Below are 13,129 nucleotides of genomic sequence, written 5' to 3'. Positions count from 1 at the left end.
GTCGGGCGTGGGGCCTCGGAAGGGCCGGGGGCAGCCACGCGGTAACGACTCCGAGGTACCCAGCCGTCGTTCCGCCGACACCACCGTCACCCGTTCGGGCCTGCGCCCGAGCCGCGCAGCGCGTCCACGACCTCACCCGCGTCGGCCACATCGGTGAGAAACCGGAGGGTTTCGAGGCTGGTCAGGTGCACCTCGTCGGTGGCGGCGGCGCAGGCGTCTCCGACCATCACGATCCGGTAGCCGTAGTTGATGGCGTCGAAGGCGGTGCCCATGACGGAGAGATTCGTGGCGACGCCGGTGATCAGCAGGGTGTCGATGTCGTTGGCTCGCAGGATGCTGTCCAGGGCGGTGCCGAAGAACCCGGTCAGCCGGGTGTGGTCGATGACGATGTCGCTCGCCGCCGGTGCCATCGCATCGATGATGCGGGTGCCCGGCGCGTCCCGGAGGAAGGCCTTCCGTTCGCCGATCATGAGATAGCTCGGCGTGTTCGAGATCAGCTCGGGGTGGCCCGGCCGGTACGCGGTCCGGGTGTAGATCACCAGGCCGCCCTGTTCACGTAGGGCCGAGGTCACCTGCGCGGCCCGCGTCGCGGTGTCGTTGCGGGCGACCTGCTCGGCGAAGAGCGGGCCGAACAGGCCATCGGGAGACACGATCTCGTGCTGCCAGTGAATATTGACCACAGCGGTGCGCCGGGGATCAAGCTCACGCATCGGTGCTCCTCACTCGGTGGCGGAAATCTGCGTCGGCGACAGTTGATGATGGTGCTCGTGCCCGGTGGCGGGGCCCCGGCCGAAGGCGTCGAGCCGGCCCCACCGCCCGGGTATGTCCAACAGCGCGACGTAGTCCAGGTTGGTGGGGAGGGCGGGCTTGACCACGAGGTTGCCGCCCACCGCCTCCAGGCCCAGCAACGTGCGCAACAGCAGTAGCGGCGCGCCCGCCGACCATGCCTGTGGACTACAGGCCGTCGGGTAGTCCACCGGATACTTCGTCTCCGCGCGGGGATAGCCGCCGAACGCCTCCGGCAGCCGACCCTGGAACAGGGCCGCAGCGTCCAGGATGCCGGCCGCGAGTTGCGCCGCCTGCTCGGCGAACCCGTACCGGCGTAGCCCCCAGGCGATGAAGGAGTTGTCGAACGGCCAGACGGTGCCCACGTGGTAGCCGATGGGGTTGTACCGGCCCTCGCCCTCGGCGAGGGTCCGCACGCCCCAACCGCTGAACATGCGCGGCGAGAAGAGGTGCTCCACCAGGGAGGCGGCCTTCGACTCGTCCACGATGCCGCTCCACAGCAGATGCCCGATGTTGGACGAGAGGGAGTCCACCTTGCTGCCGTCGCCGTCCAGGGCAATGGCGAAGTATCCTCGGTCGTCGAGCCAGAAGTCGCGGTTGAACCGCTGCTTCAGCTCGGCCGCCTCGTGCTCCAGCCGTTCGGCCAGCGCCGGGTCCCCCCAGATGTCCCGGGCGAGCCGCGCCGTGCGCACCTTCGCGTCGTACGCGTATCCCTGCAACTCGCAGGTGGCGCGGGGGAACCCGGGCAGCCGCCCGTCGTGGTAGGAGATGCCGTCCCACGAGTCTTTCCAGCACTGGTTCTCCAGCCCGGAACGGCGGTTGCGCGGCTCGTACGAGATGTAGCCGTTGCCCATCAGATCGGCGTACTCGTCGATCCATGTCAAGGCGGCCCGGGCCTCCTCCTCGACCTTCCGCACGAGGGCGGTGTCGCCGGTCCACCGTTCGTACTCGTCGAGGAGGACCAGGAACAGAGGAGTGGCGTCGGCCGTGCCGAAGTACGGGCTGTGTGGGGTCTCCTCGAACGCGCTCAACTCGCCGTAGCGCATCTCGTGGAGGATCCGGCCGGGCTCCTCCTCCCGGAACCGGTCGATCCGGCTGCCCTGCCGAAAGGCCAGGACCTCGATGGTCGTGGCCGCGAGTTCCGGTACGAAGGGCAGCGTCTGGAGGCTGGTCAGGATGCTGTCCCGACCGAAGAGGCACATGAACCAGGGCAACCCGGCGGCGGGGAGGCTCTTGTCCTCGGCGAGGAAGGGGGTGAACCGCAGCGCCGCCAAATCGACCAGGCTCTGCCGGTACGTGTCGACGAGGGGACCCCAGCCCGAGTCGACCCGAGGCGCCCGGTGGATCCACTCCCTGAGATCCTGCTCCTTGTCGCGTTCGACGACGGCGGCGCGGCCCGGAATGACCAGCCGTTCCAGCCCTTGCGGCATCGGCAGGCTGGGCAGGACCGTGAGGTGGGTGCCCCACCGCGCGTGGGGCGCGATACGCACCTGGAAGGTGACACCGCGCTCGTCGAAGCGGGCCGGGGCACTCGCCGAGACGATCGTCTCCCGGCTGAAGCGTTCCCGCCGGTATCCGAGCACCAGCCGGTCATGCTCGACCTGGCGGTAGTGCCGGCCCTTCTTGGCCGTCGCCTCTTTGACCTCGAACAGGTCGGCGAAGTCGGCGTCGGCCTCCAACCGGACGGTCACGTCGGCCGGATGGCCACTGTGGTTGAGGACGGTGAGGTTCTCGTGGAGCCCACTGTTGAGCGACTGTTCCCGCACGACCGAAATCGTGCTGTTCACGTAGACCTGCTGGGTACCCGGGACGAGATAGAACTGGTTCTCGAAGTAGTGCACGTCGTTGATGGACAGGGTGCTCAGCTTCTGGCCGTTCACCGTCAGCAGCCACCTCGACAGGATGCGCGTGTCGTGGGCGAAGAGCCCGGTCGGGCAGTCCAGCGCCGGCTCGATGTCGCCCGAGCGGGTGGAGACCAGGAAGGTGGTTCCGTCCAGGATCCGGGTCTGGCCGCTATCCATGGGCCGTTCCTCCCCGCCCAGGTACGGCGGCGTTCGCCGTCTCCGGCGGCGCGGGGAAGAGTCGACGGACGAGGGCGAAGAGCCGGGGGCTCCCCTCGACGGTCGCCTCGCCCCGCAGAACGGCCGTGAGGAAGTACGCCTCTCCCGACGCGATGCGGTTGAAGGTGGCCCGGTCCGTTCGTACCACGGCATCGCCCCCCGTCGCCTGCGCGGCGACGCTGACCGTGCCGTCGTGCATCCGGACGAGCCAGTGCTGCTGCTGGTCGCCGTCGCCGATGTCGAAGCGCACACTGCCGCTGGCGATCCGCAGCCGCCGGTCGTGTTCGCGGTGGTGCAGGTCCTGGAAGAACTTCTGGGTCGCGTCGCTCATCCGTGGCACCCTCCTCGTCGGCACGATCCCCGCCGGGCGGGTGAGCCGGCGTCACCCGCTCCGGGTGAGGTGCCCACGAAGATCGCGCGGCGAGCGACGGCAACTCGGCTACGTCCCCGCCCCGGTGATCAAGAGAAAAACGTCAGAGTTGATCTCTACGATGACGCAAATCTCTTGATCACCGGGCCGGGCAGAGGGCGGGGCAGGGCGGAGGCACACGTCGAGCCGCCCAAGCCGCTGCTGTCTATGCTTGGCGGCCGTGCCAGAGGGACACACCATCCACCGCCTCGCCGCCCGACACGCCGAGCTGTTCGCTGGCGAGAGGGTGCGGGCCGCCAGCCCGCAGGGCCGCTTCGCCGAGGGTGCGGCCCTGCTCTCCGGCACCGTCCTGGAGGGCACCGAGGCCTACGGGAAACACCTGCTGCACCACCACGCGGGCGGGCTGACCCTGCACGTGCACCTCGGCCTGTACGGCAGGTTCGCCGACGGTTCGGGCGAGCCCCCGCCGCCCGTCGGCCAGGTGCGGCTGCGGCTGACCACCGACGGTCCCCATGGGCGCCCCGGGTCGGAGGCGTCGGACACCGCGCACTGGCTGGACCTGCGCGGCCCGAACGCCTGCGAGCTGCTCACCCCGCCCGAGGTGGCGGCGCTGCGTGACCGGCTCGGCCCCGACCCGCTGCGTGCCGACGCAGACCCGGCCCGCGCGTACGCCCGGATCTCCCGCAGCCCGACCCCGCTCGCGGCGCTGCTGCTCGACCAGTCGGTGGTGGCCGGCACCGGCCTGATCTTCGTCACGGAGGCGCTGTTCCGGGCGGGACTGTCGCCGCTGCTGCCCGGCCGGGAGCTGACCCCGGCGCGGTGGCGGGAGCTGTGGGCGGACCTGGTGGACCTGATGACCCGGGCCGTGGAGGTGGGCCGGATCGACACCGTCCGCGACGCGCACCTGCCGGAGGTCACCGGCCGCGCGCCCCGGGTGGACCGGCACGGCGGGGAGGTGTACGTCTACCGTCGCCCCGGCCAGCCCTGCCATGTCTGCGGCGACGAGGTGCGCCGGGGCGAGCTGGCCGGCCGCAACCTCTACTGGTGCCCCAGCTGCCAGCCCCGCTAGGCCAGCCCCGATAGCGACTCAGGCGAGGTCGAGCAGCCAGCGGGCCACCTCGACCTGGTTGGTGAACACCGCGTCCTCGGTCATGCTCCAGGCAAGCGTGTGCCCGATCGCCCAGCCCAGCACCCGCTCCCGGTCCAGGCCCAGCTCGCCGGTGAGCCGGTCCAGCCGTTGCCGCACCGCCGCCGGCGAGTGGCCCAGCTCCGGACCCCGGACGATGGCCACCACGCCGAACTCGCGCTCCCCGGCCAGCGGCTTCGGGTCGATCACCAGCCACGGTTCGCGAGTGGCCCGCAGGATGTTGCCGGCGTGCAGGTCCTGGTTGACCAGCACCTGATCGCCCTGCGTGTCGACCAGTTCGGCGAGCCGGCTGAGCGCGGCGTCGAGCAGCCGGCGCTCGAACGGCCGGCCGAGCCGCGCCCACCGCGCCGGCAGCCGCTCCGCCCAGCCTGCGGCCTCCTCGGCCAGCGGGGTGAACGGTGCCCCGGCAGGCCGCCAGAGCCGGGGCAGCAACCCGGCGACGACGTCCAGCGCCTCGTCCAGCGCCACCTCCGGCGCTCCGTCCTGACCGAGGGCGTGCAGCTGCGTGCCCGGGTCGCAGCGCTCCACCAGCAGCGCCCGCCGGTCCGCATCGTGCGCGAGCAGCCGGGCCGCCCCGTCGCCGGCCCAGCACGTCAGGGCCGTGGCCTCGTGCGCGCTGTCGGCGTCGGGAAACTGGAGCTTGAGCACCGCCCGGGTGCCGTCGGGCAGCTCGGCCGGCAGCGCCAGCGAGGCGAACGCGTACGGGAAGGGTGGGCCGGTGACCCGCAGCGCCCACTGCTGCACGCACTCCGCCAGGCGGTCCGGCAGCGCCGCCAGCCAGGCTCGCCCGGCGGGCCCCCGCCGCACCCAGCCCAGCCGCTCGGGGATCTCCAGATCCGTCTCCATCGGACCATTCTCGGTCAGCCCGCGACCGGCCCTACCACCGTTCGCGGGCGACCCGAGCCAGGCGGACGACCTGGCCAACCGCCGTGGCCGTGCCACCATGATCGGTATGACGATGTTCGTACATGAGGCGGGCACTGCGGATGGACCGCCTGTGGTCCTGCTGCACGGCGTGGGCACCACCGGTTGGATGTGGACGAAGCAGCTCTCCGCCCTCTCCGGCGAACTGCGTCTGCTGGTTCCCGACCTGCCTGGCCACGGGCGGAGCAACGCCCTCCCGTGGAAGTCGATCCCGGAGACCGCCCGTCTCGTGGCCGAGATGATCAGTGCGCGGACCACGGACGGCAGGGCGTACGTGGTCGGACTGTCGCTCGGCGGCTACGTCGGTGCGCTCGTCGCCGCCACCACGCCCGAGGTGGTGCTGGGTGCGATCGTGAGCGGGGTGAACGTGCTGCCGTTGCCCCATCCCGGTCGGCTCCGGCTCATGGGTGCGCTGATCGCGCCCGTGATGGGGTGGGGCCCTGTGCTACGGGCGAACGCCCGCGCGCTCAACGTCCCGGCTGAGGATCTCGACGGCTACCAGGCGGCCGCGCGTACGACGAGTCGGCAGGCGTTCCGTAGGGTCAGCAGCGAGGCCCTCGACTTCCGGCTTCCCGACCAGGCCACGTCCTCGCGTTGCCCGGTCCTGGCGGTGGCCGGGGAGAAGGAGCACGATCTCACGAAGCGCTCCCAGAACGTGATCGCCTCGACGTTCCCGCACGCCCAGGCGTGCCTGGCGCCGGGGGTCGGCCACGCGTGGAACGGTGAGAACCCAGAGCTGTTCTCGGCCATGATCCGCTCCAGGGTCGCCGGTGCCCCGCTGCCCGACGAGCTGATCCCCGGGTGATCCGGGGTCGGCCGGCAGCGGTGCCGCACACCGCCGGCCGACGGCGGGGCGGGGCGGGGCGCTCAGCGCAGCCGGCGGATGTCGCCGTACGCCCGGTAGAAGCCGCCCCGGTCGGCCTGGCGGACCTCGGTGACCAGGTAGCGCGCGCCCGGCTCGCGGATGCCCTTGGGGAACTGCACCGACCAGTCGCGGTGGTAGCCCTCGGAGAGCACGTGGACGCGCAGCCGGCCGCCGTCGTCGACGCACTGCACCACCACGCCGTCCCGGTCGTCGGTGACCACCTCCACGGCCGTCCACGCCGCCGGCTCGGGCTGCCGGGCGGGGGCCTTGACGTCCACCACCTCCGGCACGGTGCCCGCCTCGGCGGCCCGGATCGCCGGCTCGCTGGCGTCGACGCAGGCCAGGTATCCGCTGGTGGTGACCAGGTAGAGCCGGTCGTCGTGGTATTGCATCGAGTAGGCCGAGCCGCAGCCGGTGCCGAGCTTCCACAGCCGGTTGCCGGCCGCGTCGAAGCAGTAGATCGAGGACTGGTTGTCGCCGGCGAAGACGTACCGGCCGTCCTCGGCGGTGGCGCACGAGAAGACCGGGGCGTCGCAGCGGTACGTCTGCTCGGCGCGCCCGTCCTTGCGCAGCCGCACCACCTCGCGGGTGCCGGTGCCGGCGAAGACGGCGTCGCGCTCCTGCCAGCCGAACAGCACCGAACCGGTGCGGGTGTGCCACAGCTCCCGCCCGGTGCGCCAGTCGTAGCCGGTGACCCCCTGCGAGTGGCCGTGGTAGAGCGCGTCGGCGTCGCAGCGGACCATCCACGCGGACCGGCCGCGCCCCGGCCGCCGCCAGAGGAACTCGTCCTCGTGGTCGATCGCGGCGATCCCGCCGTCGGCGTCGGAGACGCCCAGCACCCCGTCGTGGATGTCCAGCCAGTAGATGTCGATGTCGGGGGCGATCGCGTACGCGACCCGGGGCACCTTGCCGGACAGGTCGTAGACGTTGCCGTCGTCGCAGCCCGCGTAGATCCAGGCGTCGTCGGCGACGATGCACTTCACCCCGTCGGGCAGGCGGACCTGGTCCAGCACCCGGGCGTCGTGGCCGAGGGTGGTGATCACGCCGTGCTCGTTGCCGACCATGCAGTGCTGCCCGTCGACGAAGATGCCGAACGCGGGCGCGCCCGAGGCGTACCGCCACAGCACCGGGGCGGTGCGGGCCGTCGAGCGGGTGCTGACGATCTGCCGCCGCGACACGGGCCGCTTCTGGCGGACGCCGGGCACCGCCGGGGCGTACCCCTTGCGGACCTTCTCGCCGATCTTCTTCGCGGCGGCGGCGCGGGCGCGGGCGTTGTCCGGGTAGGCCGTGGTCTTCACCTGGCCCTGGTCGCCGATCCGGCCGTAGCGCACGGTCAGGGCGGTGTCGTCCACCACCACCTCGTAGAACTTGTGCGCCGCACCGTCCACTTCGGACAGTTCGAGGTAGGTCGTCTCCTGCGACATGGTGATGCCTTTCGAGGGGGAAGTGCGCCGGAGGCGGCGCCGCGACTGCGCCCACACGCTAACCGCGCCCCCCGACAGATTCGCCGCCGTTGCGCCCAGTGCCGCCGTTGCGCCCAGCGGTGTTAGGAGGGGGCCCTTCCTATACAGAAAGCGTTAACAAGGCGCCCCTCCTTGCACCTACCCCCGGTGCAGGGCGTCGACCGCCTTGCGGGCCGCGATCAGCACCGGGTCCCACACCGGCGCGTACGGCGGGGCGTAGCCGAGGTCCAGGGCGGTCATCTCGTCCACCGTCATCTCGTTCCACAGCGCCACGGCCAGCGTGTCGATCCGCTTCGCCGCCTCCGACCAGCCGACGATCTGCGCCCCGAGCAGCCGCCCGCTGGACCGCTCGGCGATCAGCTTCACCGTCATCGTCCGCGCCCCCGGGTAGTAGCCGGCCCGGTTCGTCGACTCGGTGCGGACCGAGACGAACTCGAAGCCGCTCGCGGCGGCGTCGTGCTCGCGCAGGCCGGTGCGCCCCACCTCCAGTTCACAGACCTTCGTCACGGCCGTGCCGATGATGCCCGGGAAGGTGGCGTACCCGCCGCCGAGGTTGATCCCGGCGACCCGGCCCTGTTTGTTGGCGTGGGTGCCCAGCGGCACGTGCACGGGCAGCCCGCTGACCCGGTGCAGGGTCTCCACGCAGTCGCCGGCCGCCCACACCCCCGGCACCCCGGGCACCCGCATCCGCCGGTCCACCCGGATCCCCCCGGCGGGGCCGAGCGGCAGGCCGGCGGCCTCGGCGAGGGCGGTGTTGGGGCGTACCCCCAGGCCCAGGACCACGACGTCGGCCGGCAGCGGCCCGGCGGCGGTGACCACCGCAGCCACCCGCCCGGCACGCTCGTCGACCCCGGTCACCTCGATTCCGGTACGGATGTCGATGCCGACCCGGCGCATCGCGTCGGCGACCAGCGCCGCCATGTCGGCGTCGACGGTCGACATCGGCTGGTCGGCCTGCTCGACGAGGGTGACCGACAGCCCGCGCTGCATCAGCGACTCGGCCATCTCCACCCCGATGTAGCCGCCGCCGACCACCACCGCGCGGCGGGGCGCGGGCTCGGCGTCCAGCCACTCGCGAAGCGCTGCGGCATCGTCGAGGGTCTGCACGCCGAAGACGCCGCGCACGGCCGGGTCGGCCCAGTCGGGCCGCTTCGGCACCGCGCCGGCGGCGTATACCAGGTCGTCGAAGCGCTCGCGGACCTCGCCGCCGCCGTCGAGGTCGCGGGCGACGACCTCCCGGCGGCCCAGGTCGATGGCGGTGACCTCGTGCCGCAGCCGGATGTCGATGTCGAAGTCGGCGCGGAAGGTCGCCGGGTCGCGGGCGATGAGGTGGTCCCGCTCCGCGACCACCCCGCTGATCCAGTACGGGATGCCGCATGCCGAGTACGACGTGAAGTGCCCCCGCTCGAACGCCACGATCTCCAGGTCGGCGCGGTCGCGGCGACGGCGCGCCTGGGAGGCCGCCGCCATGCCGGCGGCGTCCCCGCCGACGACGATCAGCCGTTGCGCCACGACAGACATCGTGACATGCCACGCCCGGCCCCGGGCGCATCCCGGCGAGGGGACCGGCCGCCGCGCTCAGCCACGGGTCTGCCGGGCCACGTCCCGCACCACGTCGACCAGGCTCCCGGTGCGGGCGAAGACGGCCCGCTGCCGCGCCGCCCCCGTGCCGTGCCGGCGCAGCCCGCCCAGCCGGTCGGTCACCTCGGCCAGGTCGCCGTGCCGCTCCAGCGCGGGGGCGAGCCGCTCGACCAGGAGGGCGGCGATCAGCACCGCGTCGTCCACCGAGGGGCAGACATCGCCGATGCGCAGCTCCACCGTCGGATACTTCGCCGACAGCCGGGCATACCAGTAGAGCATCCCCTCGTCGAGCATCACCCCGCTGGCGATGAGCTGCCGGATCAGCCGCTCGTAGTGCTCGCGCGACTCCAGGTACGGCGTCGGGGCCACCGACATGCCGTTGTTGCCGGGGCCGGGCACCAGCAGCCGGAACCGTTCGATCATGCGGTCGAAGCGGGGCTTGTCGACCACCGGCGGAACGGGGCCGTCGACCGGGCCGGTGCCGATGGCCAGCACCCGTACGCCGGCCCGCTCGGCAGCGCCGGCCAGCGCCCGACGCAGCACCCCGAGGGAGTGCCGGATCGAGGACAGCTCCAGCCCCGGCGGGCTGCCGATCTCGATCTGGCTGGTCTGGAACTCGCGTTGGACCTGCCCGCGCAGCTCCGCCGGCACCTGCTCCATGACCAGGTCGACGGCCGGCACGGCGGTGCCGGTGTGCGGGTCGACGAGCAGGAACTCCTCCTCCACGCCGACGGTGAGCCGGTCGGTCCCGCCCTGGGCGGCGTCCCGTTCCCGCTCGACCACTGACCCGCTCATCGCCCTCACCGTCCGTCCCGTGCCGGCCACGGCACCGCGCCGCGACGTTGACGCCGCATTACCCACCGTGCCGACGCGGGGAAACGCCCGGCCCGCGTGTCGCGTGCAAGGAAGGGCCACCTATTAACGCTTTCGGTATAGAAGAGAACCATTCTCACCGAAGGTGTCAATAAGGGGCCCTTCCTTCGGGCGGTGGACGGCGTCGCCTACCCTGGCCGGCGTGACGGGGCTGCTGCTGGCGGTGACAGGGACGTGGGCGTACGCGCTCACCCACCTGACCCTGCTCGCGGACCGCCCCGCCGAGCTGCTCGCCGGGGCGGCCGTCGCCGTCGCCGTGCTGCTCACCGTGCTGCTCGCGGGGCGTCCCTCGGCGGCAGCCGGCCCGCCGAGGCGGGGCGCCGGCCGGGGCGTGGGCCTGCGCGAACGCGCCCGCCGCCGGGGCGTACCCCGGCAGGTCGACCCCGACGCCGCCGGTCGCCCCCGCCCCCGCGCACCGGGCCTGGTTCCCTCGGCCGGGTAGCGCTCCCCGGACGGCGTCCGCCCCAACCCCGCCCACCGGGTGGGCCGGGGCGGCAGCCCGTCGTCCCGTGTCGCCGCCCGGCCGGTTCCGCCGTCGTCCATCCCGCCGCGCCCGTTCCCGGGCCGGTCGGAGACCACGGACAGTCGTCCGTCCGCCGAGCCCGCCACGGGCCGGCCGGACACCACCGGAAACCGGACCGAGGGGTCACCCATGCTCGCCTTCGCACCGCTGCACGCCGCCGTCGGCGTCGCCGCCGACACCGTCACCTGGCTCGCCGGCACGCTGCACCCGCTGACCGGCGGTGCCGCCACGGCCGCCGCCATCGTCCTGTTCACGATCGCCGTCCGCCTGCTGGTCTCACCGCTCACCCTGGCCCAGGTCCGTGGGGAGCGGCGCCGCGCGGCCCTCGCTCCACAGGTCCGTGACCTGCAACGCCGGTACGCCGACGACCCCGCCCGGCTCCAGGGTGAGCTGTTCGGGCTGTACCGGTCGGCCGGGGCGAGCCCCGTCGCGGGCTGCCTGCCGGCGCTGCTCCAGGCCCCGTTCTTCCTGGTGATGTACCGGCTGTTCAGCACCGGCGAGGGCAGCACCGGCAACGGCGGCACGGGCGACGGTGGTGCCGGGCTGCTGGACGAGCGGCTGGCCGGGGTGCCGCTGGGCTGGCACCTCTCCGACGGGCTGGCCGGGGCGGCCGGCCCGCTGTTCGGGGTGCTGCTGGCGGCGCTGGTGGCGCTGGCCTGGTGGTCGTCGCGGCGGGCCCGGCGCGCGGCGGCGGCCGGCACCGCCATGGCCGGCGGCACCGGTACCGGCACGACCGGCGGCGTCGACCCGATCGGCGGCACCGGCACCCGGGCCAGCCGCGGCGGCACCGGCATCCCGGTCGGCGGCACCGGCTCTGCCGGCACGGCGGTCGACGGGTCGGTGTCGGCCGTTCTCGGCCGGGTGCTGCCGCTGCTGCCGTACCTGACCGTGGTGGTGGCGCTGGTGGTGCCGCTGGCGGCGGTGCTCTACCTGGTCACCACGACGGCGTGGACGGCCCTCGAGCAGGCGGTGCTGCGCCGCCCGCAGGTCTGGACCGGTCAGCCCCTGGACAAGAACAGTTAACAGTCCTAATAATAAGCGCCAACGTTGACGGATGTGAATGCCGTCCGGGCGTGGAGGGCTGCATGCGGCGTACCCGATCACTGATTTTGACCCTGGTGACCGCGCTGGCGGCGACCGTCGGGGCGGCTTGGGCGGCCGTGCCGGCGTTCGCTGCCGGGGCCACCGCGAGCTTCGTCAAGACCGCCGACTGGGGCACCGGCTGGGAGGGCAAGTACACGATCACCAACGGCGGGACCACCACCCTCGCCGGCTGGGCGGTCACCTTCGACCTGCCGGCCGGCGCCACCCTCGGCAGCTACTGGGATGCCCTGCTGACCTCCTCCGGCCAGCGGCACACCTTCACCAACCGGTCCTGGAACGGCACCCTCGCCCCGGGCGCGAGCACCTCGTTCGGCTTCCTCGCCACCGGCTCCGGCAGCCCGACCGACTGCCAGCTCAACGGCGCCCCGTGCGGCGGCGGCCCCACCCCGACCCCGACCGGCAGCACCACGCCGCCCACCACCGCACCCCCGACGACCCCGCCGGCCACCACCCCGCCGGCCACGACGCCCCCGCCCACCACCGCCCCGCCCACCGGTGACCTGCCGAAGCACCTGCTCACCGGCTACTGGCACAACTTCGACAACCCGGCCGTCGAGCTGCGGCTGCGCGACGTACCCGCCGAGTACGACGTGGTCGCGGTCGCCTTCGCCGAGGCCACCGCGACGCCCGGGGCGGTCACCTTCGCCGTCGACCCCGGCCTGTCGGCCGCCCTCGGCGGCTACTCCGACGCCGACTTCACCGCCGACGTGCAGGCGCTGCGCTCGCGCGGCAGGAAGGTGATCCTCTCCGTCGGCGGCGAGACCGGCCGGGTCGCCGTGAACGACGCGGCGTCGGCCACCGCGTTCGCCGACAGCACGTACGCGCTGCTGCGGCGGTACGGCTTCGACGGCGTCGACATCGACCTGGAGAACGGGCTCAACCCGACGTACATGGCGCAGGCGCTGCGCGCCCTGCGGGCCAAGGCCGGCCCGTCCCTGATCATCGCGATGGCGCCGCAGACCATCGACATGCAGTCGCCGGCCGGCGGCTACTTCAAGCTGGCCCTCGACATCCGGGACATCCTCACCGTCGTCAACACCCAGTTCTACAACTCGGGGGCGATGCTCGGCTGCGACCAGAACGCCGCCTACCCCCAGGGCAGCGTCAACTTCATCGTCGCGCTCGCCTGCATCCAACTGGAGGCCGGGCTGCGCCCCGACCAGGTCGGCCTCGGCCTGCCCGCCGGGCCCGGCGCGGCCGGTGGCGGCATCGTCGCCCCGAGCGTCGTCAACGCCGCCCTCGACTGCCTGGCCAAGGGCACCAACTGCGGCAGCTTCCGCCCGCCGCGCACCTACCCGGGCATCCGGGGCGCGATGACCTGGTCGATCAACTGGGACGTCAGCAACGGCAACGGCTTCGCCCGCACCGTCAAGCCGCACCTCGCCACCCTGCCCTGACCCGCCACCCCCCCACCCCACCCCCATCCCCGGTCC

At 73.0% G+C, this 13,129-nt stretch carries 12 protein-coding genes; 5 read left to right on the top strand and 7 right to left on the bottom strand.

The window, feature by feature from the left end; all coding sequences use genetic code 11:
- Positions 1 to 86: 86 nt before the first annotated feature.
- Genes ACFT41_RS11785 through ACFT41_RS11775 form a run of 3 tightly spaced genes read right to left on the bottom strand, consistent with a single transcriptional unit; the run spans position 87 to position 3,177 of the window.
- Entirely contained in the window at positions 87 to 710 is a 624-nt protein-coding gene (locus tag ACFT41_RS11785; protein WP_377587635.1) for a cysteine hydrolase family protein, read from the bottom strand.
- 9 nt (positions 711 to 719) lie between these two features.
- Positions 720 to 2,807, bottom strand: a complete 2,088-nt coding sequence (locus ACFT41_RS11780) for a glycogen debranching N-terminal domain-containing protein (protein ID WP_377587634.1) — start codon at positions 2,805 to 2,807, stop codon at positions 720 to 722.
- The gene (locus tag ACFT41_RS11775; RefSeq protein WP_377587633.1) at positions 2,800 to 3,177 is read right to left on the bottom strand and encodes an SCP2 sterol-binding domain-containing protein; all 378 of its coding nucleotides are present in this window, start codon (positions 3,175 to 3,177) and stop codon (positions 2,800 to 2,802) included. Before ACFT41_RS11775 ends, ACFT41_RS11780 begins: the two co-directional genes overlap by 8 nt.
- A 259-nt stretch (positions 3,178 to 3,436) precedes the next feature.
- Between ACFT41_RS11775 and ACFT41_RS11770 the strand changes: the two genes are divergently transcribed.
- Positions 3,437 to 4,285 carry an Fpg/Nei family DNA glycosylase gene (locus ACFT41_RS11770; RefSeq protein WP_377587632.1) on the top strand — a complete coding sequence of 283 codons (849 nt, stop codon included), beginning with the start codon at positions 3,437 to 3,439 and terminating at the stop codon, positions 4,283 to 4,285.
- Between the two features lie 18 nt (positions 4,286 to 4,303).
- Here the strand turns inward: ACFT41_RS11770 and ACFT41_RS11765 are convergent, their stop codons facing one another.
- On the bottom strand, positions 4,304 to 5,209 hold the full coding sequence (locus tag ACFT41_RS11765; protein ID WP_377587631.1) for an aminoglycoside phosphotransferase family protein: 906 nt from the start codon (positions 5,207 to 5,209) through the stop codon (positions 4,304 to 4,306).
- A 106-nt stretch (positions 5,210 to 5,315) separates the two neighbouring features.
- Between ACFT41_RS11765 and ACFT41_RS11760 the strand changes: the two genes are divergently transcribed.
- Entirely contained in the window at positions 5,316 to 6,092 is a 777-nt protein-coding gene (locus ACFT41_RS11760; RefSeq protein WP_377613809.1) for an alpha/beta fold hydrolase, read from the top strand.
- A gap of 62 nt (positions 6,093 to 6,154) precedes the next feature.
- Here ACFT41_RS11760 and ACFT41_RS11755 read toward each other — a convergent pair whose 3' ends face one another.
- From ACFT41_RS11755 to ACFT41_RS11745, 3 genes are all read right to left on the bottom strand, one after another.
- Positions 6,155 to 7,576, bottom strand: a complete 1,422-nt coding sequence (locus ACFT41_RS11755) for a WGR domain-containing protein (protein ID WP_377587629.1) — start codon at positions 7,574 to 7,576, stop codon at positions 6,155 to 6,157.
- A gap of 177 nt (positions 7,577 to 7,753) precedes the next feature.
- Entirely contained in the window at positions 7,754 to 9,127 is a 1,374-nt protein-coding gene (locus ACFT41_RS11750; RefSeq protein WP_377587628.1) for an FAD-dependent oxidoreductase, read from the bottom strand.
- Positions 9,128 to 9,193: 66 nt separating this feature from the next.
- Positions 9,194 to 10,000 (bottom strand): glutamate-cysteine ligase family protein, encoded by an 807-nt coding sequence (locus ACFT41_RS11745; protein ID WP_377587627.1) that lies wholly within the window; start codon positions 9,998 to 10,000, stop codon positions 9,194 to 9,196.
- 211 nt (positions 10,001 to 10,211) lie between these two features.
- Here ACFT41_RS11745 and ACFT41_RS11740 point away from each other — a divergent pair, with 211 nt between their 5' ends.
- From ACFT41_RS11740 to ACFT41_RS11730, 3 genes are all read left to right on the top strand, one after another.
- Positions 10,212 to 10,511 (top strand): DUF6412 domain-containing protein, encoded by a 300-nt coding sequence (locus ACFT41_RS11740; RefSeq protein ID WP_377613808.1) that lies wholly within the window; start codon positions 10,212 to 10,214, stop codon positions 10,509 to 10,511.
- A 210-nt stretch (positions 10,512 to 10,721) separates the two neighbouring features.
- Positions 10,722 to 11,615, top strand: coding sequence for a YidC/Oxa1 family membrane protein insertase (locus tag ACFT41_RS11735; RefSeq protein WP_377587660.1), 894 nt, complete (start codon positions 10,722 to 10,724; stop codon positions 11,613 to 11,615).
- Between the two features lie 62 nt (positions 11,616 to 11,677).
- Positions 11,678 to 13,093 (top strand): chitinase, encoded by a 1,416-nt coding sequence (locus ACFT41_RS11730; RefSeq protein ID WP_377587661.1) that lies wholly within the window; start codon positions 11,678 to 11,680, stop codon positions 13,091 to 13,093.
- Positions 13,094 to 13,129 lie beyond the last annotated feature (36 nt).

Source organism: Micromonospora sp. NPDC057141 (assembly GCF_042670805.1).
Classification (GTDB): domain Bacteria; phylum Actinomycetota; class Actinomycetes; order Mycobacteriales; family Micromonosporaceae; genus Micromonospora.
This window is presented reverse-complemented; position numbering and strand designations above follow the sequence as displayed.

Excerpts from the sequence above, each read along its gene's own strand:
- ACFT41_RS11785 (WP_377587635.1), bottom strand. The coding sequence starts at position 710 with ATGCGTGAGCTTGATCCCCGGCGCACCGCTGTGGTCAATATTCACTGG.
- ACFT41_RS11780 (WP_377587634.1), bottom strand. The coding sequence starts at position 2,807 with ATGGATAGCGGCCAGACCCGGATCCTGGACGGAACCACCTTCCTGGTC.
- ACFT41_RS11775 (WP_377587633.1), bottom strand. The coding sequence starts at position 3,177 with ATGAGCGACGCGACCCAGAAGTTCTTCCAGGACCTGCACCACCGCGAA.
- ACFT41_RS11765 (WP_377587631.1), bottom strand. The coding sequence starts at position 5,209 with ATGGAGACGGATCTGGAGATCCCCGAGCGGCTGGGCTGGGTGCGGCGG.
- ACFT41_RS11760 (WP_377613809.1), top strand. The coding sequence starts at position 5,316 with ATGACGATGTTCGTACATGAGGCGGGCACTGCGGATGGACCGCCTGTG.
- ACFT41_RS11755 (WP_377587629.1), bottom strand. The coding sequence starts at position 7,576 with ATGTCGCAGGAGACGACCTACCTCGAACTGTCCGAAGTGGACGGTGCG.
- ACFT41_RS11735 (WP_377587660.1), top strand. The coding sequence starts at position 10,722 with ATGCTCGCCTTCGCACCGCTGCACGCCGCCGTCGGCGTCGCCGCCGAC.
- ACFT41_RS11730 (WP_377587661.1), top strand. The coding sequence starts at position 11,678 with ATGCGGCGTACCCGATCACTGATTTTGACCCTGGTGACCGCGCTGGCG.